We start from the raw sequence: 22,330 nt of genomic DNA on the forward strand, positions 1-22,330 counted from the left end.
TGTGCGGCGGCACCGTTCTCCGAGTCGAGCAAGTGGATTTCCCGACAACCGCGACATCCGCGACGTCCGCTGGCTAGAACAACGTCATAACACCCGCGATCGCACCGAATTGACTGTGACCGTAGTTAGGCGAGACGTTTCCGGGCGCGCCGCCCTGCGTTTGGTTCGGCCCATACGGATCGATGTAGCCATTGCCGAGCCCGAGATTGGAAGTCGAGCTGTTGTGCAGATACGCAAGCTCTGTATAAAAGAACGTCCGTTTCGATAAGTTGTACGTCCCTCCGAGCGTGTACATTGTCGCGTTGCCGTTGCCACCGTTTGCATTCGCGTGGAATACGGCGCCTGTCACATAAGCAGCAGGGTTGATTCTGTAGCCAAGACCGATCCACTCATGATCCACTGCTGTCGGCACACCGCGCACGCCGGATGGCAAGGTTCCGCTCGCGACGCCGTAGCTCGATAATGATGCGTCCGGCGCGCTCAGATGCTGATAGCCGGCATAGGCTTTCAGCGGTCCCCACATGTAGGTGGCGCCGGCCAGCGCAGACCGTGAACTCACATACACATTGCTGAATTTCCCGTTCGGGTCGCGCGTTTCATCGTAGATCGCGAGCAGTTCGATATTGCTGCCGTTGTACACCGCCTTGATGCCGTCGGCGCGTCCCTGTGCGCCCCCAAGCTGGTTCGGCCCCGAACCCGAAACTCCAGTGCTCGACGCTGCCGTATTCCAGCCGTTCGCATTGTTCGTAACATCGTACTGCCCCTTCAGCGCGAAGCCGCCAATAGTGGGCGACGAGTACTCCATCCCATTTCCCGCCTGGGACCAGTTGCGGCCACGCACCAGCGTGGAGAGCGCGAACTGCTGGAAGACCTGCGGATCGAGATCGTAACTGTCCTGCATGATTTCGCCGGCGCCCAGATTGCCCATCTTGAACGTCCCGTACCGGTCGTTGGCCACGCCAACCCATGCATGGCGCCCGAACAGGCCACCGTTCTGAACGGCTCCGTTAAGCGTGTTGATCCCGCTTTCGAGCTTGAAAATCGCGCTATTGCCCCCTCCAAGATCCTCCGTGCCCTGGATGCCCCACCACGACTCTCCAAAACTCCCGCTCTCCGCCCCGATCAGGTGACCGTCGGCGCGGCCGCTCCAATAGGTCAATCCGTTATCGATACGGCCGTACAGCGTGACGCTGCTTTGTGCATGCCCGATTGCCGCGAATGCAAGCAGCAAAAGCCCAATAGTCCCCTTTGTTTTCATGCGACTTCCTCAGTTGACGTGTCTCCATCCCGATAGACAGGGCCTGCAACGAGCCCTCTCCTTGTCGATCCGCGCTGACGCAGCTCGTGGCGAACTATATTTATCGAGGAGTCGTTTTGTGATTTAGAGAAACCGCTAATCAGAATCCTGTTGAGTGTTCTTTTTTTCTCTTCGACCTTGCGCGTTATGACCACATAACGTGACCACAATCGCCGGACGAGCTCGATGCGTCGTTGGGGCAACTGCAACTGATCGAGTCGGCTGAGGTTGGGCGAACGCACGCGCCAACAGTACCAGCGCGAGTACCAGCACGATCCGCTTTCGTCATCGGACGTTGTTGTTGCAAACAAGCAACTTCAACGGTCGAGATTTCCGCTCTGTGCTAACCCCACGATGACTGCATCAAGCCGTGAACAGCCTTGTTTCTTGACCAGTTGACTACGCGCGGTCAATACGGCGTCGACGATACGCCGGCGGTGCGATTGGGGCGTGGCGCCGCACCTCCGACACCTTCGTTCCGATCATCGGAACTGATACTGATCATCAAAATACATGCTAGTATGAATCACACCTGCTCGATAAATCGTGCTCGTCACCATTGTTCTCAGGCCGCGCATTTAGTCAGACAAAGAAAACACCATAAATCGACACGAAGTAGTGGATCGTTGTTCAGGAGCAGATGTGCGTGGAGGGAACGAGCATGAGAACTCCATGTTGATACTGCTGACGTCAGGGGTCCACGCCACGATCGATATTCATTAGGAGATTGAAATAATGTCGTCTTCATCAGGAGCTCAATCACCTGTCAGCGCTGGGCATAGAAAGGCGCTTGACTGGCTGAATTCCGGCCCTAAGCGGCTGCTAATCGGTGGCGAATGGGTCGAAGCAGTATCGGGCCGGAGATTCACGACGAGTGACCCGGCAACGGAAGAAATACTCGCTGAAGTTGCCGAAGCGGATAGCGCCGACATCGACAGGGCGGTGATTGCCGCACGCAAGGCGTTCGAATCCAGTACCTGGAGCGGCATCTCTCCTCACACACGCGCCCGCTATTTGCTCAGGATTGCGGACACGATCGAGCAGCATGCGGAAGAACTGGCGGTGCTCGAAACCCTCGACATGGGCAGTCCTGTCGCGGCCTCTCTCGGTCGGGTGGGTGCAGCTGCTGATCTGTTCCGCTACTACGCCGGCTGGGTCACGAAAATCCACGGCACGACCAGTCCAACAGACGACTCTCGATTCATCTACATGCTGCGGGAGCCGATGGGCGTGTGCGCGCTGATTAATGCCTGGAATGTGCCGATCGTCATGGCGGCGTCCAAGCTTGGCCCGGCATTGGCGTGCGGCAACACCGCTATCCTGAAGCCGGCCGAACAGGCGCCGCTTTCCACTGTGCGCCTTGCGGAACTGATCCATGAACTGGGTCTGCCACCGGGTGTGGTCAACGTCGTCCCCGGGTTTGGAGCAACCGCCGGCGCGGCGATGTCGGCTCATCCCGACATCGACAAGATCGCTTTCACCGGCTCCACCGGCGTCGGAAAACAGATCTTGCAGGCGTCTGCGGGAAATATGAAGAAAGTGACGCTCGAGCTTGGCGGCAAGTCACCCAACATCATTTTCCCCGACGCCGATCTGGACAAGGCCGTCGAGGCGGCCGTCGTCGCGTTTTGTCGAAATTCTGGCCAGATTTGCTCGGCGGGCACGCGCCTGTTCGTACACGAAAGCCTGCACGATGAAATCGCGGAGCGCGTTTCGGCTATCGCGTCGCAGTACCGGATCGGTTCGCCGTTACTGCACGATACCCAAATGGGTCCGCTTGTCTCCCAAAGGCAAATGGAGCGCGTGCTTTCCTACGTCGACTCGGGCAAGTCAGATGGAGCACGCCTGAACATCGGCGGCCAGCGCGTCGGCAACGTCGGGTATTTCGTACAGCCCACGGTGTTTTCCAATGTCTCCAACGACATGCGGATCGCGCAAGAAGAGATCTTCGGCCCCGTGCTGTCGATCATTCCGTTTCGTGACGAAGAGGACGCCGTTCTCAAGGGCAACGATACGCTGTATGGGCTGGCGGCAGCTGTCTGGACGCGCGACATCGGCCGGGCGCACCGCATCGCACGGGCGCTCAAATCCGGCCGCGTCTGGATCAACACCTATGCGGAAACCGACGCGGTGATGTCGATCGGCGGATACAAGCAGTCAGGTTACGGGCGAGAAATGGGCGCCGAGTCGATCGAAGCGTACACCCAGACGAAATCGGTTCTCATGCGCCTTTGATTGACAGCGGTCGCCAGCTTGCAATCGCGCAAGCCCGTCGCAGTTATTTTGCGCTGCGAAATGTTGTCGACGCGGGTCCGGCGCAATAGCGGCTCTGGCCCCGCGCGGCATCCCGGACAGAGCCGGCAGGCGCTTTGCGTCTGCTGGCCACCCGCTTTCGCGTAAGTCATCTGTTCGCAATATGCATTAGCAAAACCAACCCAAAAATTGGGGGAGACAAAAATGGCTAAGTCCAGTACTCGGCGCACCCTGGCCGCCGGTTCCATCGGAAACTTTGGCGAGATATACGATTTCGCCGTTTTCGGATTTTCCGTACCGGTGCTGGCCGGACACTTTTTCCCGGGAAGCAACAGGACCGCGGCAATACTCAGCACGTTCGCCGTCTATGCGGTCGCATTTCTTGCCCGACCGCTTGGCGGCCTGATGTTCGGTATGCTCGCGGACCGAATCGGGCGAGTCAAAGTCATGGCGATGACGGTCTGGCTCATGGCGCTCGGCACCGCGCTCATCGGTTTGCTGCCGACGTACGCCGAGATCGGCCTTGCAGCGCCGATCTTGCTGGTGCTGTGCCGTGTCGCCCAAGGGCTTGCGCTGGGCGGCGAGACATCCGGTACGACGAGCTATATCATCGAGGCCGCGCCAAGCGATAAACGGGGTCAATGGCTAGGCTTCACGCTAGTCTTTTCTCACCTGCCGAATGCAGTTGTCGCAGGACTCCTGATCGCGCTGCAGGCTGTAGGTTCGGCCGCATACACGGAGTGGCTCTGGCGAGTGCCGTTTCTGCTAGGCGGCCTGATCGGCGTGGTCGGTTTCTGGCTCCGGCGCAGCATTGAAGAGCCTGAGGAATTCAGGCAAGCCGCGCGCAAGAACAAGCTGGATAGCCCTTTGCGCGCTGCGCTCAGTTCCGGAGGCCTGAAGGGCATGATGCACGTCATCATGATCCAGCCAGTGTATGCGGTCGGCGCTTACCTGCTGCTCGGCTTCATGTACACGTTCCTCGTCAGAGTGGCCAAGCTCCAGCCGATGTCGGCGCTCCTGTCGAATGCGGCCGCGGTGGTCGTGCTCTCTTTGATGCTTCCATTGGGAGGCTTCCTGAGCGATCGATTTGGTCGCAAGCGAGTCATGACGTTCGGCGCGGCCTGGCTCGCGCTCGGCGCCTACCCGGCAATATATCTTGCGGCTTCCGGCACACTTTCGGGTGCCATGTTGGGGCAGATTCTGTTAGCGATCGGACTCGGAATTAACGGTGGTGCGAGCTTCGTGACCGCTCCGGAATTTTTCCCTACCTCGTTTCGGGCAACCGGACACGCGATCTCATACCAGATCAGCGTCGCTGTGTTCGGCGGCACGAGCCCCTTCATCGCCACGTTTCTGACGCAGGCAACCGGTACACCGTTCGCGCCGGCGCTCTATGTCACGATGATCGCAGTAGCATGCCTGATTGCGACGCAGTTCGTGCCTGAAACGCGGGGCGTCCGGCTTCGGACGTCGGTCGAAGAAGATCCGCACGACGCACGCCCCGCAGCGCTCCACGACGCGCCATAATCTAGCACCGGCCGCGCCGGCGCTCCCGCCGGCCGGTCCGCTTGCACTATGCTCGACAACGCCAGGAATCGCATGGACGTCGGCTTTGGCGCAGAGGCGATCGACGTTACGAAGCGGAGTTGGTGGAGGAGCTTTGCACGCAGTGGCGAAAATGGATGTAAGAACGAACCTGATTGCCAGATTGCGGGACGTGGCCATCCATGACGTTCCTCCCAGAATAGCGTGCTTGGCGGATAAGCTTTTCATTGGAGCGCTTCTGCCTAAACGCCCTCCCCCCACACGGCACGTCTATCTCTGGGCGGCGATACGCACCACGAACCGTCACCGTGCCGAAAGAAAAATATCGCCAATTCGCGCCCCGCCACAGTCGTGACTACACGAACACAGCGTGCCTCATAGGGACGACCAAGGCCCGAGCGCGTCAAACGTATGCCGCGTCCGGCCGTTCCGCCAAACCATTTTTCGACCAGACAGCGCAATGATTGACCATTCTGCATCGTCGCGACTCCCGCTCTCACTAGCAGCGAGCCCAGATTGTCTCGCGATCAAACTTCGATCATTTCAAAGTCGGCTTTTGTCGCCGAGCACTCGGGGCAAATCCAATTGTCAGGGACGTCTTCCCAACGCGTTCCGGCGGGAATGTCCTCAGCTGGAAGTCCTTCGGCCTCGTCGTAAACGAATCCACACAAAACGCATTGCCAGACCTTGAATTCCGTCTGCGCCGGCTGCGCAGGAGAGTTATCGCCGGTTACCATGTTTTCCACTTTTGCACCTGCCTATCTGAACTACGAACAAACCAACTTTCGGATACGGATCACGGCGGACGAGGCAACCGAGAGTTGCCCGCCCGGCACATGGCCCTTCTATTGCATGCGCCCCTTCACATCGCGCAGCAAGCCACCACTTTGAGCCATTTCCGCCAGCAGACGACTCGGCTCCCAGCGCTTGCCGTATCGCTCGTGCCACTCGCAGACCTGTCGATAAATCTCTTTCGCGCCAATCGAATCGGCCCAGTACATTACGCCTCCCCGATGACGGGGAAAACCAAAGCCATACAGCCACATGACGTCGATGTCGCTCGCCCGATATGCCTTGCCGTCTTCGAGAATCTTGCAAGCCTCGTTAATCGAAGCGAACAACATCCGTCTCAGGATTTCCTCGTCAGTGAAAGTGCGTTGCGCAATCCCAAGTTCTTCCGCAACGCCCGCAATGATCTGCCTGACCTCGTCGTCCGGATATGGCGTCCGGTCACCTTCGTTGTATCGATACCAGCCGGCACCCGATTTCTGGCCCTTTCGACCCATTTCGACCATGCGATCCGGTACATGAAGCTTGCGATAGGTCGGATCCGCCGCGGCGCGACGCTTGCGCGTGTCGTAACTGACGTCGAGACCGGACAGGTCGCTGACGGCAAACGGCCCCATCGGATAGCCGAATTCGACCATCACCTTGTCGATCTGCTCCGGCAGCGCGCCCTCCTCGAGCATCAACATCATTTCCGTGACGAGCAGCGCGCGGCTGCGGTTTGCGGCGAAGCCGTCGCACGTACCCGACACTACGCTTACCTTGCCGAGATCCCTGCCCATCTTCGCTGCCCGAACAATCGTCTCGATCGACGTCTGATCGCCTCTGACGACCTCGCACAGCTTCATGACGTTCGCCGGAGCGAAGAAGTGCGCGCCGGCCACATCGGCGGGCCGTCCGGTCATTGCGCCCATTGTGTTGATGTCGATCGCAGACGAATTGGTGAGCAGCAAGGCGCCTTCTTTCATCACGGCGTCGAGCTTCGAAAACACCTCTTTCTTGAGATCGATTCGCTCGAACACCGCCTCGACGACCACATCGCAATGGCCGATTTCTTCATAGCGCCCGGCTGGTTCGATATAGCCCATCCGCGCATCCATTTCCTGTTGCGTGAGGCTGCCCCGTTTGACCTTCGTCGCGTACGTGTCTCGAATGCGCTTCAGGCCTCGCTCCAATGCTTCGGGCGTGGCTTCCAGCAGTTTCACCGGAATGCCCGCATCCGCGAAACACATCGCGATGCCACTGCCCATCGTACCGGCGCCTATCACGGCCGCCAAGCGCACGCTTTTGGGCTTCAAAGCGGCGGGAACGCCGGGGATCTTCGCAGCCTCCCGTTCCGCAAAAAACGCATAGCGCAGTGCCTTGGCCTGGTCCGAAGTCTCCAGCTCGGCAAACAATCGCTGCTCCAATTGAATGCCTTCGTCGAACGGTTTATCGAGTGCGGCCTCGATACAGGCAATCGCACAATGAGGCGCCTTCACAAACTTTGCTCTGCGGGCTGCCTTCTCGCGCGCGGCGTCCCATTGCGCACGCTCAAAGCTCGTTGCTCCGATGCGCTCTGTCCTGTCACGTAGGCGCGGTAATGGTCTGACGTCAGCAACGCGCTTTGCCAAAGAGAGCGCGGCCGGACGCAATTGATTCAAATGCACGACGTCCGTAACGATACCCAGGCGCAGCGCCTCGTCCGCCAAGACATGACGCCCCGTCACGATGATGTCCAACGCAGCCTCCGGGCCGATTAAGCGCGGAAGTCGCTGCGTGCCGCCGCCCGCCGGGATGACACCGATCGCGACCTCGGGCAGGCCTACCTTCGCATCCTCCGATGCAATCCGATAATGGCATGCGAGCGCGTGTTCAAGCCCGGCCCCGAGTGCGTAGCCGTGTAGCGCGGCAATCACAGGCTTCTCGCTCGCGTCCAGCGCGCCGGTACTCACGCTGCTAGTCACGGTGCGCGCCTTGCCGAACTGCCGGATATCGGCGCCTGCGATGAAATTGCGACCCGCTCCAATAAGCACAATCGCCATCACGCCCGAATCGGCGTTCGCACGTGCAATCCCGTCGATGATGCTTTCGCGCATGCCTGGCGCCAGCGCATTGACAGGTGGATTGTCGACCGTGATGACGGCAACGCCGTCTTCCACCGTGTACTCCACTTGCTGAACTTCGCTCATCTCTCTTCCCTATCGTACGAACAAACCGGTCACGCACCGCGGCTGCCGAGAATCGCGAACCGCTCCCGCGTCCGCCGGCGCGTGGATGCAAGGACGGGATGCGAAGCTCCGTATCCCGCTATCGTCGTGTCCGTTTTTCGCTTGCTCGCGCATCGCTGTGCGACGTCGAACCAATGGTATCATGTGTTTTACTGTACAGCATTGATTCCACTCATTGAAACTCGAAATCGCGGACACCACGGCACGTCTGCATCAGCAGCACGGCGCCGCAGTCGTCGGCAATGCGCCGCGGTCACAGAGGCAAGAGCGCCAGTCAACGACTGATCGAATGTTTTCCAAGCAGCATTAAGGAGTGTCGAGGTATGACTATCAGAGGCAAGGCTTATATCGTAGGCGCGTACGAACACCCTTTGCGCAAGGCGCCGAACCACTCGGTCGCTCAATTGCACGCCGAAGTTGCCAAAGGCGCGCTCGAAGACGCCGGGCTCTCGAAGGACGATATCGACGGATACTTTTGCGCCGGTGACGCGCCTGGGACCAACGCATGGTCGATGTCGAACTACCTCAACCTGAACAAGCTGAAACACATCGATTCGACCGACATGGGCGGATGCTCTTATCTGATCCATGTCGCGCACGCAGCCCAGGCCATAGCAGCCGGCAAATGCAACGTCGCGCTGATTACACTCGCTGGACGTCCCAATTCAGAAGGCATTTCAGGCACTCAGGTGCGCGTGCGCGGAGTGAACCTGCCGGATGCGCCGTACGAAATGCCATACAGCCCGGTGACGGTGAATCTGTACGCGATGGCCGCGATGCGGCATATGCACGACTACGGCACCACCAGCGAGCAACTTGCATGGGTCAAGGTGGCTGCGTCGCAACATGCGCAATACAACCCCAATGCGATGCTGCAGAAAGTGGTGAGCGTGGAAGATGTCCTCAATTCGCCAATGATCTCCGATCCGTTACGCAGGCTGGACTCGTGCGTGGTCAGCGATGGCGGCGGCGCCGTGATCGTCGCGCGGCCGGAAATCGCGAAGTCGCTCAATCGTCCGCGAGTCAGGGTGATTGGCAGCGGCGAGTCCACCAAGCATCAGATGGGCGGCAAGATCGATCTCACGTACACAGGCGTCGCATGGGCCGGCCCGCGCGCGTTCGAAGAAGCCGGCGTACAACCGTCGGACATCCAATACGCGTCGATTTACGATAGCTTCACGATTACAGTCGTTATGCAACTGGAAGATCTCGGCTTCTGCAAAAAGGGCGACGGGGGCAAGTTCGCTGCCGACGGCAACCTGATATCGGGGGTGGGAAAACTTCCGTTCAACACCGACGGTGGCGGCCTTTGCAACAACCATCCTTCCAATCGCGGCGGGATCACGAAGATCATCGAGGCGGTCCGTCAACTGCGCGGCGAAGCGCACCCCAAGTTGCAGGTTCCCGATTGCGCGCTCGCGCTCGCCAGTGGCATCGGCGGCGCAATCGGACACCGTCATGGCGCAGCAACGCTCATCATGGAAAGGGAATGAACAAATGACGACCGACTATATCGACCGAAAGATCAACGATCCTGCGCTGAACCCGGGTGATGAGCCGTATTTCGACGCCGCGTCGGAAGGCAGATTGGTGGTCAAGCACTGCAACGCGTGCAAGCAATCGCACCACTATCCGAGAGCGCTATGCCCGTTCTGCTGGAGCTCCGACGTGGAATGGACGACCACGAACGGAACCGGGACCATCTACACGTTCAGCGTTACGCGGCGTGGAACGCCCGCGCCGTATTGCATTGCCTATGTGACACTCGACGACGGACCGACCATGCTGACCAACATCGTCGATACGGACCTCGATCGCGTCAGGATCGGCCAGCGCGTGAAAGTCGTATGCAAGAAGTCGGAAGGCGGCTTCTCGATTCCGATGTTCACGCCGAGCCACGATCAACAGGCATGAGCCGGCCGCCGGAAACGTTATCTTCGTGTTTCTTATGGTATTGCGAAGAGAGACCGGCTTGCAGTGTTACGTAATCAGCTGCGTGCGGGATGCACACCGTGAGCGATGGTGCGCACACCTGCCGCAGCGGAGCCTACTACCGGAGAATCAAATGGCAGGTACAGCTTTGTACAGCGCAGTCGACGACGTAATCACGCACTATGAAGTCGACGTCGACGCGGCCACGCTCACGAAGAAACACACGATCACCGTCCCCGCGAAGGTACAGTATGCGTGGCCTCATCCATCGGGCAGGCATCTATACGTTTCCACGAGTAACGGCGGCCCGCGAGTCACGTCCGACTATAACCATGTGAGTTCGCTCGCGATTGCGCCAGACGGTTCCTTGTCGCTGCATGGTGAACCGAAGCCGCTCAAGCGTCGGGCAGTCCACATGTGCGTCGATCCTTCTGGTCGATTCATCCTGAATGGCCACAACTTTCCGGCGAGCGGCATCACAGTGCATCGCATTTCGCCCGACGGTGCAATCGGTGATGAGATCGCGCAGACGGCAGACCTGGACTACGGAATTTATCCGCATCAGGTCATGGTGTTCCCCGCCGGATCGCCCGCATTGATCGTCGATCGCGGCAACAATGCCCAAGGCGAACGACCGGAGCAGCCAGGCGCGCTTCGAACCCTCGATTTCGTAGACGGAAGATTATCTGCGAGCGCTGTGGTCGCGCCCGACGGCGGATATGGGTTCGGCCCCCGGCATATCGATTTCCACCCATCGAAGCCCTGGCTCTATGCGTCAGATGAAAGAACCAATCGGCTGTACATGTTCCGCTTCAATGACGGCGCGATCGAGCCACGACCGGCCTACACATGCGACATGCTCGCGGCGCCGCAGCAGATGAATCCGCGGCAATTGGGCGGGCCCGTTCACGTTCACCCGAGCGGGCAATGGGTCTATGTTGCCAACCGCGCCGATTACACGGTGGAGGTCGATGGCCGGAAGGTGTTCGGCGGCGGGGAAAACAATATCGCCGTCTTTCGTATCGATCCAGAGTCTGGGCAGCCGACACTCGTTCAGCACGCAGACACGCAGTCGTTTCACGTTCGCACGTTTGCTTGCGATCCGGGTGGACGCCTGCTGGTCACCGCAAGCATCAAGGCGCTTGCCGTCCGTAACGGGGCGACGACGGCGTTGGTGCCCGCGGCACTATCAGTATTCCGCATCCTGCCGACCGGGCACCTCGAGTTCGTTCTGAAGTACGACGTGGAAACGACAGGTGCGCAGCTTCAGTACTGGATGGGCATTGTGGGCCTGCAATGACGCGTGGCGGCCCCGCTCGACACCGCAGTTCGCGTATGAACGCAGGCGGGCAGGCGGGGCACACAATTGCTTCGCCCCGCCTGCTCCGAGATCGTCAGATGCGGTTCAGAACGCGTCCGCCGTCGACGAGCACGGAAATGCCCGTAATAAAGTTCGCCTCGTCCGACGCGAGAAACAGCGCAGTGTTTGCAACGTCCCAGCCTGTCCCCTGTCGGCCCAGCGGCACCTTCGCATTGCGCTCGGCCTCGACCTGCTCGCGCGGCTGATTCCATTCGCGCACTCTCGTATCGACCGCCATGGGCGTCGCGATCAGCCCCGGCAGAATGCAGTTCGCCCGAATGCCGAACGACGCATTCTGAAGCGCCAGTTGCTCCGTGAATGCGATTACGCCCGCCTTTGTCGCCTTATAAGCCGCATACGGATATTTTCCCACCGCCGCGGCGGACGAAACATTGACGATGACCCCCGAGCGCTGTTCACGCATGATCGACACGGCATGCTTGCAAGCGAATATCGTGCCGCGCAGGTTGATCCGGCAGACGTTGTCGAACCGCTCTTCCGTCAGATCCATCAGATCGGCATCGCCGCCGCCGAGGCTTACGCCGACGTTGTTATGCAAAATGTCGAGAGAGCCCCAGCGTTGCCTGGCATCGAGCATTGCCTGGTGGAGTTCGCTCTCGCGCGTCACGTCCGCTGCAAATGCAACCGCTTCGAAACCTTCGCCGCGAATCAGCGCGGCCGTTTCCTCCGCAGACTCGATATTTCGGTCGACAGCGAGTACACGTGCGCCTTCACGGGCAAAGCGCATCGCCGTCGCGCGGCCGTTGCCGAACCCTTCGCCGGGGCTCTGTCCTGCACCGATGACCACGGCCACCTTGCCGTCGAGCCGCTTCTCAGGTGTCCAGCCGGGGCCACGATCAGATGAATTCATCCTGTTCTCCTCTTGCTCCAACGATTAATTTCACCGGCTCGCCCTGGCCGCGAAACGCAACGCACCGCCTCGCTGCGCAAGCAACGACGACCGCGCATTTCGTTGACCGACTTCGCGCGAGACCGAAAGGTACTCCTATCCAGCGTAGGAAGTGATGCTATCATAGGTTCTGGTTACCAGCATGCGTTCCGATCAATGAAACCAAATACATTGCCCGGCCTGCCTTGCATGCGTGAAAATGTGGTCTCGGCAGAACGGCTTACGGCCCTGAGGAGGAGCAGTGACAAAGCTACCATCGTTGTTGATCGCAGGGGATTGCGGCCCGGTTCACGGCCCGGCGGACGGTTTTCCGATCGAGGGGTACACCGAACTCGTCCGGCCCGCACTGGAGAGCGCCGACTTCCGCTTCATCAACTGCATGCGCGCCTATTCGGCGCGCGGCGTGAAGACGGAACATGCGCCTCAGGTCTGTCAACCGGTCGAGATGGCGCAGATCTTCACCAGCGGGCTGTTCGACGCCGTGACGATGGCAAACAATCATAGTCTGGACGCCGGCGCCGAAGCGATGCTCGATACGAGAGCGCTGATGACCGGGCGCGGCGTACTGGTGACGGGTGCCGGCAGGAACCGCGCTGAAGCCCGCCAGCCCGCGATTGTCGAAAAAAACGGCATAAAGGTCGGTTATCTCGGGTACACGTCGGTTGCCGCCCGCGGCACCGATGCCGGCCCGAACAAGCCGGGTGTGATGAATATCGGCATCAAGACCTGTTACGAAACCCGCGGACCTCATGAATCGGTTCGAATTAGAACCGAACCTGATCCGCGCGACCTCGAGATGTTGCTGGAAGACCTGACGGCGTTGCGCCGCCACGTCGACATAGCCGTTCTAGCTTTTCATGCCGGCGTGATTCGCCTGCCGCGCATCATCCCCGACTATCACGTCGCGGTCGCGCATGCGGCGATCGACGCGGGCGCCGACCTTGTCGTCGGGCATTCTCCGCATATACCGAAGGCGATCGAGGTGTATAAGGGCAAGACTATTTTCTACAGCCTCGGCGTATTCGCAATGACCAAGCCGTTCGCCGCGCCGTCCTGGCGAGAAGAACCCGCGTGGGCGCATGGTGCCGTGCGAAATCACACGGATCTCGATCCGGATTATCCGCTGATGCCATATGGGAAAGCGTGCACGTTAAGCTTGCTGGCAAAGGCACAGGTGTCCGGGGAAGGCATCGTACGTACATCGTTCCTGCCAATGGCAATCGACAGGCAGTATCGTCCCGAGGTGCTCCGTGCGGACGACCGCCGGTTCAACGAAGTGCTCTCGTACATGGAGTGGGTGTCGCAAGACATGCCGCACCGCTTTAGCGTCGAGGGTGACGAGGTGATCGTTTCCGCTTGACGAGGCCTGCCCCGCATTCCTTTTACATCAGCTTTGAGAGCATGAACATGGACTTAGGGATCAATGGAAAGACGGCCCTCGTGACTGCGTCGAGCGGCGGAATGGGCAAAAACATTGCGCACGCACTGGCTGCGGAAGGCGTGAACGTCGTGCTGTTTGCGCGATCGGCCGACACGCTGCGCACGGTGGCCGACGAGATCGAGCAGAAATATCGTGTCCGAGCCGTGGGGGTGCCGGGCGACATGCGCGTCGAAAATGATGTACAGCGGCTCGCGACCGTACTCGAGGGCGAATTTGGCGGCCCGGACATCGTCGTGCTCAATACAAGCCGCCCGCCTAACCCGATCCGCGCAACGGTGGACGAATCGGACGCGGCACGGTGGGACGAGGCTTATCGGAATCAGTTGTGGAGCGCCATTCACGTACTTGGCCGGATGATTCCGCTCATGCAGGATCGCGGCTGGGGCCGCCTCATCGCGGTCACGTCGGCTTCCGTGAAGTCGCCAATGCCGCACCATAGCCTGTCGACCGTGTTCCGCGCGGGCGTGACCGCCTACATGAAGCATCTGGCGAATGAGCTCGGCTCCAAAGGCATCACCGCCAACTGCGTGGCGCCGGCGCTCATTGAAACGCCGCACCGCACGGGTACGGCCGCCTACACTGCGGATCAGGCCACGGCTCGTAAGAAGCTCACACCGTTGGGACGCATGGGCACGCAGGAAGAACTCGCCGGCGTCGTAACGTTTCTCGCCTCCATGCAAGCGGGATTCATCACGGGGTCGACCATCGCCGTTGAAGGAGGCATGGTCGGCTCGCTCTTCTAACCGTGGCCAGAGGAAGGCTCGGACACGGGCTTTCTCTATGTCACGTTTTTCCGCCGAATTGCCGCGAAATGTCCTTGGCTGCATTCACGGCGAGCTTGATGAATTCCTTCTCGTGCATTTGCATTCTGACGGTTGGCGCACCGACGGACAGACAGTAGTGCACCTCGTCGTTGAAATCCCTGATCGGTGCCGAAATCGCCGAGATGCCGAGGAGCCGCTCGCCGTGGGAGACCGCATAACCCTGCTCACGAACCCGTTCCAGTTCCTCGAGCACGTCACTCTTGGTTCGCTTGCCGGCGCGCGCAACGTTGGTGACGATCGGCGCCAGTTCCGTTTTCGGCAAATATGCCATTAGCACCTTCGACGCCGAACCCTTCAGCAACGGAATATGTTCTCCGGCCTGAACGACGGCACGCAGCGGCGCCGACGCGGTTGAAACGGAATCGATGCAGACGCGATCCGTGCCGCTGATCGTATGGATAGAAACCGTTTCCTTCGTTTCCTCCGCCAGCGTCAGCAGGAACGGACGGGCAATCTCGCGAATGCCGAGCGTGCTGCGAACAAGACCTGCCAGGCTCGTGAATCGGAACGACAGGCAATATTGACTGTCCTCCAGACGGACCAGATACCCCGCGCGCTCCAGGCTTTGCACGATCCGGAACGTGGTGGACTTCGGCAATTCGATCCGGTCTGCGATCTCCTGGAGCGACAGACTGCTTCGCTCGGCACTGAAACTTTCAAAAACGGCGAGGATACGTTGAACTGAGCGCATCATATCGGCAGTATTCCATCGTGGGATTTGTTTAGACTTGGTGTGCCAAGTGCCGGCCAACGCAAAAGGCGGCGACCGGCGAAACGGGCGATGTAGCCCGCGTATGTTAGCACGTGGTTCCACTGACCGGGATACGTTTCATTGAGCCATCGTCGTTTGGCGGCGGAATTGCCGCGACCCGGCTCTGCCAGCCGCCGCGCTCATGTGGCGATGACAGAACGCCGGGCAAACGTCAGCGGCTAGAACCAGCCCGCATCGCCGCGCTCGTATCAGTTCGCATCAGCTCGTATCAAGCGCGCGATTCCCTCGCGACCGGACCACCGGCCTCGTCACTTGCCCTGGAATGTCGGCTTTCGCTTCTCCTTGAAAGCCTGGATCGCTTCCTTGTAATCGGCAGTCGATTGCACGACCGCCATGTGCGATGCGACCGATTCGAGGCTCGTTCGCAAGTCGGTTTTCATCGACTGATACATGAGCTTCTTGATGTCACGCAACTGGATCGGCGGTCCGTCGGCGAGGCGCTTCGCGAATGCGAGCGTTTCGTCGATCAGGGACTCGTCGCTGAACATGCGATTGACGATCCCGATCCTCAGAGCCTCTTCGGCGGACACGAACTCACCCGTCCATAGAAGCTCGAGCGCCTTCGCGGGACCGACGAGCCGCGGCAAAAAATAACAGCCGCCATTGCCGGGTAGCAACCCGACACGGATGTACGCTTCCGCGAATCGGGCGGAAACGCCGGCGAAACGCATGTCGCACATCAGCGACAGATCCATCCCCGCGCCGACCGCGGCGCCATTCACCGCCGCAATCAGAGGCTTTTCGAATTCCTCCACCGCGAGCGCAACCTTGTGCGTAACGTTCTGCAGGCGATGTCTGCGTTCGAGCGGCGTGGGATCGAGCGCCGCGTCTTCCGCCGAGCGCCGCCCGAGATCGCCGCCCGAGCAAAACGCATCGCCCGCTCCCGTGATGACGAAACAGCCAATCGCGGCGTCGTCATTGGCCGATCTCAGCGCGTTTCGAAGCAGTTCCAGCATGTCTTCGCTGAGCGCATTTTTCGTTTGCGGCCGATTCAACCGCGCGACCATTACGCGATCGACGATACTGATTTCAAGATCCGCCATTCTGAGCTCCCTTCTCCTTTTTGAAATCCTTCCGTAGCCTTTTCCGGGAGTACCTGCTCGGTCCGGATTTAACGTCACTGCGCGGCACGTGCCCGATGGCGTGCGTGTTCTTCCCGTGCCTCGGCCAACGCAGCCTTCAATGCGCGATTAATCCAGCGCTTGTTGTCCGCGAACACCGCGGCATCCTTTTCGCCGAGCTTTGTGGCAACCGCCATCGCCGCGCTCGTGAGGCCGTCGCGCGACGCCACACTCTGCAGCAGCCCGCGGCTCATCGCCTCGCTTGCGGGCATTCTCCGCCCGCTCTGTATCAGATCCAGTGCCAGCGCACGTCCACCAATCGTCGCGAGAATGTTTGCGCCGGAATAGGTCGCGATGCCGAGATCTATTTCAGGCAATGCGAGTTCCGCCGTGTCCACCGCGACACACGCGTCGGCGAGAAGTGCGAGCATCGCACCACCGCCGATTGCTGCACCGTTGAGCACGACCACCACGGGTTTGGGCGCATCGATCACCGCATCCTGCAGTGCCGCCAAGGCGCGCGAGCGCCGCTCGCGTTGGCGCGCGACGTCGCCGTCTTCTGCTTTCTCGCGGACGTCCACGCCTGCTGTAAAGAGCCGCTCGCCAGCTCCCGTCAGCAATACCGCCCGGATCGCCGGGTCCCCGCCACCCGCGACGATTGCCTCGCTTATCTGCTCGACCATTGCGACCGTCATTGCATTCGCTTTCTCCGGACGATTGACCGTAATCCAGAGCACGTCGTCGTGTCTGTCGACAATTACATGGCTCACCGCTGTTTCCATTTCGAACCCTGTTGATCTCTGATTGACTTGCACATCGCAGCGCCAGGCCTTCCCGCTTACGGATTCGACGGTGTGCTCGACACGAACATGTCCGCGTAGAACTCGCTTTCCGGAAGCTTGCACTCCGCGGTGAAATCCTGCTGTGCGGATTGAACGACGATGGGTGCACCACACGCGTAAACCTGATGGCCGGACAGATCCGGAAAATCCTCCATCACCGCGCGATGCACGAACCCCGTCCGCCCGGTCCATCGATCTTCCGGCCGAGGATCGGAGACGACGGGGACATAGGTGATGCCGTGTTCCTTCACCCACTGTTGCGCAAGCGTATCGAGGTAGAGGTCGGAGGGTCGCCGGCCGCCCCAGTAGAGCCTCATCGAACGACGACTTTGCTTGCGTACTTCGTGTTCGATCATCGACTTGATCGGCGCGAACCCGGTCCCGCTTGCGACAAAGACAATCGGCTTTTCGCTCTCATCTCGAATAAAAAATGTTCCCATCGGGCCCTCGAGACGAAGCAGATCGCTGACCTTCATCTTGTTGAACACGTGGGTGCTGAACGGGCCACCGTAGTTGCGCAGGTGAAGCTCGATGAATTCGCCGTCGTTCGGCGAGCTGGCCACCGAAAGGCTGCGGCGAATTCCGCCATTCATCAGGATGTCGATGTATTGACCCGGCAGATACTTGATCGGATCCTTCGCCGGCATCTTGAGCCTGATGCGCATCACGTCGTCCGCAAGCCGGTCCAGTTCGTGAACGCGGGCAGCAACGCGCCGGAGCGGCACGCCCTCGACGGCATTGACAACCTGGCAAACGACCGTCACCGCGGAAAGCGGCTTTGCCTGGCAGAGTAACGCGAAACCCTCGCTCTGCTCCTTTTCCGAAATGCCGCGACACGCCGTTTCCCCGTGATCGACCAGGCCTTGCGTGACCTTCGCCTTGCACGAGCCGCAGATCCCATTCCTGCAGTTATATGCCAACGGGTAACCGCTCGCGAGCGCCGCGGAAAGTATTGTCTCCGCCCGCCGCACGGCGAGAGTGCGGTCGAGCGGTTCGAACGTCACAGGGTAGCTGTCGCCAATCGCGAGTTCATCGTTCATAAGAAGGTCACCTGAATGTTCCACATCGCTCACCGCTCATGCTCCATCATTCCGAACGCGCGCCGGCGGTCCCGCGAGCAACGATGAGTGCATCGGCTGCGACGACACCCTCGGGCAGTGCAAAGAGCGGATTGATATCGATCTCCTGAACGCTTTCCCGGTTCTCCCATGCGAAGCGGGACAGCGCGGCCAGTGCAGAAGCAATCGCGTCGACGTCGAGCGCGGCGCCACCCCTTGCGCCGTCCATGATGCGGCGGCACTGAAGCTCATCGACCATTTCGCGCGCGGTTTTTTCGTCGAAAGGAGCGAGCCGGCAGGCCGAGTCGCCAAGCAGCTCCGCATAAATTCCGCCCGCACCCACTACCACGACAGGACCGAACACGACATCGTTCACGACGCCCGCAATGAGCTCGAACCCGCCGCGCACCATCTCCGATACGAGCACGCCGTCGATACGCGCGGTCGGGACATGTTTTCTCGCATTCGCGAGAACTTCGTCGATCGCTTGCTTCAGGTCGGCCCTTGTTTGAATGCCAACCTTGACGCCGCCCACTTCGGTCTTATGTGGAATGTCCGCGGACACGACCTTCACCACCAACGGCGCCTTGAGGTCGTCGAACACCGCGCCGTCGGCGGTGGTTACGATGACGTCCCTCGTTACAGGGATGCCTGCCGCAGCCAAAATCTTCTTTGAATCATTCTCGGAGAGTGCACCGCCAGTCGCCGTAATGCGTCCGTCCGCCGGGCTCGTGGCAACGGAATTCGCCCCCTGCTCGCGAGACACGCGACGCTTCGCCTGTTCATACCGTGCAAGCATCGCGATCGATCTCGCAGCACCCGACGGCGATGGGAGCACAGCAATGTTTGCCTCGTCGAATCGCGCAAGCGCGTCGCCGATTTCGCTTGCCGGTGCAGACGAGAACACGACGATCGGCTTGGTTGCCGCCGCTGCCAGGCGGGCGAGCACTTCCGCCGCGGCGAGACTTCCCACCTTGCCGGTAGTGGCGAGATTGACGCAGACTGCATGGACATTCGGCGCGTCCAGCACGGCCTGCACCGCCGTCGCGAGCTTCTCGCCGTTATTCGGAGAGAAGTAGCCAGCCGTAAGATCGATCGGGTTATGCACTGCGCCGATGTTCGGCACGACTGCCTGCAACTTGTGCTGCGTCTGTACGTCGAGTTCGCACAACGACAGCCCTTCCGGCTCTCCCGCATCCGCGAAAACAATCGCAGAGCCGCCGGAAACGCCCATTACGGCGACACCGTTTCCCTGCGGATATTTCGCGCCGGCGAGCGCTTTGAGATAATCGGCCGCCTCGTGAATTTCATTGATCTCAATGATGCCGGTTTGCTTGAACAGCGCTCGGTAAAAGTCGTAAGTACCCGTCATGCTGGCTGTGTGCGACGCGGCCGCGCGCGCACCTTGCTCGGTAACGCCCCCCTTCCAGAGCAGCACGGGTTTTCCCACCGCCATCGCCCGGCGCCCCACGTCGAGCAAAGCGCGGCCGTCGCGGGTCCCCTCGATGTACGCGAGGATGATTTGCGTCTCGGGATCGTCGAGCAACGCATCGATCAGCTGAACGGTGTCGATGTCCGTCTCGTTGCCGGTCGCGATCACGTGACGAAACCCAATTCCCGCCGCAGAACACGCCAGTGCCAGGCTGTACCCGAAACCGCCGCTTTGGGTAACCAGCGACACGCCGCCGCGTTTCAGCTTCGGCTCCCGCGTGATGCTGCCGAAGGCCGCGTAAACATTCGAATGGATGTTTGCAAAGCCGAGGCAGTTCGGCCCGATAATGCGCATACCGCCACGGCGGGCGAGCTCAAGCATGCGCTGCTCGCGTTCGATGCCTTCCGGACCGCTTTCGCGGAATCCGCCGCTCAGCACAACGGCGAAGGGGACGTGCTTCTCCACGCTGGCTTCGAGAACCGGCAACACGCCGGCTGCGGGCACGCCAACCACAACCAGATCGATCGGCTCGTCAATCTCGGACACCGAGCCAAAGCATCGCAGTCCTTCGAACTGCTCATATTTCGGGTTAACGGGAAAGATCTTTCCGGCGTAACCATTGTTCAGGAGCGCACGGACAGCCTGCGAACCGGGCCGCCCTGCATCGTCGGAAACGCCCACCACCGCAATCGACCGCGGCTCGAACAGATATTTGAAGTCTTTGTCGCTCATGTCGTTACTGTTACCACATCATGAATTAGAAATCGGAGGGATCGGAACACATAGTCAGACGCAGGCTGCTATGTCGATGTCGCATCCCCATCGCGAAGACGCGCTGGAACGATCTGCAAGACCACGTCGATAAAACCAACTGTAGACCGCTCGACGACGGACAGCGCGCGCCTACCTGGCAAGATAGAAAACCGTCAAGCTCCAGAAGCGGGGAACGCCGGCACATCAACCTGAACTGTATGCACGACGCCGTTTCGTTTGCGCGCAACCAGTTCGTCGAGCGTGCCGCTATAAGATGTGCAAAAGAGCTGGCGTCCATCGTCGCCTCCCAGCGTGCAGGAGATCGCATGACCTTTCAGTTCGATGACATCGGTAATCGCCCCTCCAGCACGCACGCGAAGGAACTCGCCGGTATTGAAGGAAGCGGTCCAGATGCCGCCATCCGCGTCTGCGCAAATGCCGTCCGGCTGACGTTCGCCGAGTTCCGCAAACACGCGTCGATTTCCGAGCACTCCGTGTTCGTCTATGTCAAACGCGGTCAGTCGTCCGATCCACGTCTCTGCCACGATAAGCGTCCTGCCGCCGTCGACGATGACCGCCCCATTCGGGAAATCCAGCCCCACCGCCGCGACGCTGATCGAGCCATCAGGGTCGACCCGGTGCAGTGCGGTAACTGCTCGCGGCTCGCCAGCGTCGTAGTCGTAACCGAAGTTGCCAACGTAGATCCGGCCCAGAGCATCGACGGCGAAATCATTGAGGTCGCCCGACGCGAATCCTGACAGGTCCGCGTACTCCACAATCGTATCGCCGACGATCTTCATCAGCCTGCGGTCCTTCGATGACACAACGACCGGTGTTCCGTCCGGCAGAAAATCAAGGCCGGAAGGCCGATGCGGCACAGTGCAGACTTTCTCGCGCACGCCGTTCAGACCGAGCACGTATACAGTGTGATCGAATACGTCCGAAACCCAGAGCCGGTTATCTCGCCAACGCGGCGCTTCGAGGAAAATGAAATCTTCTGCGAAAAGCAACGGCTGGTATGTTCTCATGTCCCCTCCCGCTGTTTTCTCCACAGCGCTCAAGATGCGCCGGCCACCTGGACCAGCGGCCGGTTCTTGCGTTACCAACCTCCGTCGATCTGGATGTTTTGTCCTGAGACTGCGTCGGACTGCGACGACGAGAGAAAAACCGCGAGGTTCGCGACGTCGACGGCCTGAATCCGCCGCTTCAGGCTCTGGTTCTCAAGAATCCAGTTATGGTATTGCTCGCGGGTGTCCGCACGATCACGGAATTCGGCTTCCGAAACAACGGCTCCCGGTGAAATGCCGTTCACGTTGATGCCATGAGCGCCGAGTTCACGCGCGAGCCCCTTGATCAGCCCGTAGAGAGCGCCCTTCGAAGCGATGTACGGCACATAGCCATCCCAGCGGCCCGTCAGCGTGAGCGACGTGACGTTGACGATCTTCCCGTATTTTTTTGCCTTCATCGCGGGGCTGCACGCTCGTGCCAGCACGAACGCGGCCGAGGAATTGATCCGGACCTGATCTTCGTATTCCTCGATCGAAAAACTCTCGAACGGTTTCATGATGACGAGCGCCGCGTTGTTGATCAGCACGTCGATTCCGCCCACCTCGTCGGCCAGTTTCGACACGGCAGTCTCGGTAGCGGACAGCTGGTTCAGATCGCAGCCGAAATATCGCACGTCCTTGCCTAACGTTTCCTGCGCACTCGCGGCGTCCGGCCGGTCGAGCGCGATGACCGTTGCACCTTCTTCTGCGAAACGCGATACCAGCGCACGCCCGATCGTGCCCAACGCACCGGTGATGAGTACCTTCTTGCCTGCCAGTTGAGTCATTGTCCTTTGCCCTCCAATTT

Annotated in this window: 18 protein-coding genes; 7 read left to right on the top strand and 11 right to left on the bottom strand. The window is 60.1% G+C overall.

Annotated elements, in window-relative coordinates:
- Positions 1 to 73: 73 nt before the first annotated feature.
- Entirely contained in the window at positions 74 to 1,258 is a 1,185-nt protein-coding gene (locus tag BUE39_RS20700; RefSeq protein WP_073430588.1) for a porin, read from the bottom strand.
- A 774-nt stretch (positions 1,259 to 2,032) separates the two neighbouring features.
- On the opposite strand from BUE39_RS20700, the gene BUE39_RS20705 reads away from it, so the two are divergent.
- Positions 2,033 to 3,532, top strand: coding sequence for an aldehyde dehydrogenase family protein (locus BUE39_RS20705; RefSeq protein ID WP_073430589.1), 1,500 nt, complete (start codon positions 2,033 to 2,035; stop codon positions 3,530 to 3,532).
- A gap of 222 nt (positions 3,533 to 3,754) precedes the next feature.
- Positions 3,755 to 5,077, top strand: coding sequence for an MFS transporter (locus BUE39_RS20710; RefSeq protein WP_073430590.1), 1,323 nt, complete (start codon positions 3,755 to 3,757; stop codon positions 5,075 to 5,077).
- A 545-nt stretch (positions 5,078 to 5,622) separates the two neighbouring features.
- Here the strand turns inward: BUE39_RS20710 and BUE39_RS20720 are convergent.
- A complete protein-coding gene (locus BUE39_RS20720) occupies positions 5,623 to 5,832 on the bottom strand; it encodes a rubredoxin (RefSeq protein WP_073430591.1) in 210 nt (69 codons plus the stop codon).
- Between the two features lie 108 nt (positions 5,833 to 5,940).
- The gene (locus tag BUE39_RS20725; RefSeq protein ID WP_073430592.1) at positions 5,941 to 8,052 is read right to left on the bottom strand and encodes a 3-hydroxyacyl-CoA dehydrogenase NAD-binding domain-containing protein; all 2,112 of its coding nucleotides are present in this window, start codon (positions 8,050 to 8,052) and stop codon (positions 5,941 to 5,943) included.
- A 362-nt stretch (positions 8,053 to 8,414) separates the two neighbouring features.
- Here BUE39_RS20725 and BUE39_RS20730 point away from each other — a divergent pair, with 362 nt between their 5' ends.
- The 3 genes from BUE39_RS20730 to BUE39_RS20740 all read left to right on the top strand — a co-directional run bounded on the left by BUE39_RS20730 (position 8,415) and on the right by BUE39_RS20740 (position 11,323).
- Positions 8,415 to 9,584 carry a thiolase domain-containing protein gene (locus BUE39_RS20730; RefSeq protein ID WP_073430593.1) on the top strand — a complete coding sequence of 390 codons (1,170 nt, stop codon included), beginning with the start codon at positions 8,415 to 8,417 and terminating at the stop codon, positions 9,582 to 9,584.
- A 4-nt stretch (positions 9,585 to 9,588) separates the two neighbouring features.
- Positions 9,589 to 10,005, top strand: a complete 417-nt coding sequence (locus BUE39_RS20735; protein WP_073430594.1) for a Zn-ribbon domain-containing OB-fold protein — start codon at positions 9,589 to 9,591, stop codon at positions 10,003 to 10,005.
- Between the two features lie 151 nt (positions 10,006 to 10,156).
- Positions 10,157 to 11,323, top strand: a complete 1,167-nt coding sequence (locus BUE39_RS20740) for a lactonase family protein (RefSeq protein WP_073430595.1) — start codon at positions 10,157 to 10,159, stop codon at positions 11,321 to 11,323.
- A gap of 94 nt (positions 11,324 to 11,417) precedes the next feature.
- On the opposite strand, the gene BUE39_RS20745 is transcribed toward BUE39_RS20740, so the two are convergent.
- The gene (locus BUE39_RS20745; protein ID WP_073430596.1) at positions 11,418 to 12,254 is read right to left on the bottom strand and encodes an SDR family NAD(P)-dependent oxidoreductase; all 837 of its coding nucleotides are present in this window, start codon (positions 12,252 to 12,254) and stop codon (positions 11,418 to 11,420) included.
- A 280-nt stretch (positions 12,255 to 12,534) separates the two neighbouring features.
- On the opposite strand from BUE39_RS20745, the gene BUE39_RS20750 reads away from it, so the two are divergent.
- Together BUE39_RS20750 and BUE39_RS20755 are read left to right on the top strand one after the other, a co-directional pair.
- Positions 12,535 to 13,653 (top strand): CapA family protein, encoded by a 1,119-nt coding sequence (locus tag BUE39_RS20750; protein WP_073430597.1) that lies wholly within the window; start codon positions 12,535 to 12,537, stop codon positions 13,651 to 13,653.
- Positions 13,650 to 14,477, top strand: a complete 828-nt coding sequence (locus BUE39_RS20755) for an SDR family oxidoreductase (RefSeq protein WP_235004908.1) — start codon at positions 13,650 to 13,652, stop codon at positions 14,475 to 14,477. Before BUE39_RS20750 ends, BUE39_RS20755 begins: the two co-directional genes overlap by 4 nt.
- Positions 14,478 to 14,517: 40 nt before the next feature.
- On the opposite strand, the gene BUE39_RS20760 is transcribed toward BUE39_RS20755, so the two are convergent.
- The 7 genes from BUE39_RS20760 to BUE39_RS20790 form a co-directional block, all read right to left on the bottom strand.
- Entirely contained in the window at positions 14,518 to 15,309 is a 792-nt protein-coding gene (locus BUE39_RS20760; protein ID WP_235004909.1) for an IclR family transcriptional regulator, read from the bottom strand.
- Between the two features lie 269 nt (positions 15,310 to 15,578).
- Complete coding sequence (locus BUE39_RS20765; RefSeq protein ID WP_073430600.1) at positions 15,579 to 16,373, bottom strand: enoyl-CoA hydratase/isomerase family protein; 795 nt, start codon at positions 16,371 to 16,373, stop codon at positions 15,579 to 15,581.
- A 74-nt stretch (positions 16,374 to 16,447) separates the two neighbouring features.
- The gene (locus BUE39_RS20770) at positions 16,448 to 17,206 is read right to left on the bottom strand and encodes an enoyl-CoA hydratase/isomerase family protein (protein ID WP_235004910.1); all 759 of its coding nucleotides are present in this window, start codon (positions 17,204 to 17,206) and stop codon (positions 16,448 to 16,450) included.
- A gap of 23 nt (positions 17,207 to 17,229) precedes the next feature.
- On the bottom strand, positions 17,230 to 18,273 hold the full coding sequence (locus BUE39_RS20775) for a CDP-6-deoxy-delta-3,4-glucoseen reductase (protein ID WP_084561457.1): 1,044 nt from the start codon (positions 18,271 to 18,273) through the stop codon (positions 17,230 to 17,232).
- A 46-nt stretch (positions 18,274 to 18,319) separates the two neighbouring features.
- Positions 18,320 to 20,455 carry an acetate--CoA ligase family protein gene (locus BUE39_RS20780; protein WP_073430602.1) on the bottom strand — a complete coding sequence of 712 codons (2,136 nt, stop codon included), beginning with the start codon at positions 20,453 to 20,455 and terminating at the stop codon, positions 18,320 to 18,322.
- 194 nt (positions 20,456 to 20,649) lie between these two features.
- Positions 20,650 to 21,504, bottom strand: a complete 855-nt coding sequence (locus BUE39_RS20785) for an SMP-30/gluconolactonase/LRE family protein (protein WP_073430603.1) — start codon at positions 21,502 to 21,504, stop codon at positions 20,650 to 20,652.
- Between the two features lie 71 nt (positions 21,505 to 21,575).
- Positions 21,576 to 22,310 (bottom strand): SDR family oxidoreductase, encoded by a 735-nt coding sequence (locus tag BUE39_RS20790; RefSeq protein ID WP_073430604.1) that lies wholly within the window; start codon positions 22,308 to 22,310, stop codon positions 21,576 to 21,578.
- Between the last annotated feature and the right edge of the window lie 20 nt (positions 22,311 to 22,330).

The organism is Paraburkholderia terricola (assembly GCF_900142195.1).
GTDB lineage: Bacteria > Pseudomonadota > Gammaproteobacteria > Burkholderiales > Burkholderiaceae > Paraburkholderia > Paraburkholderia terricola.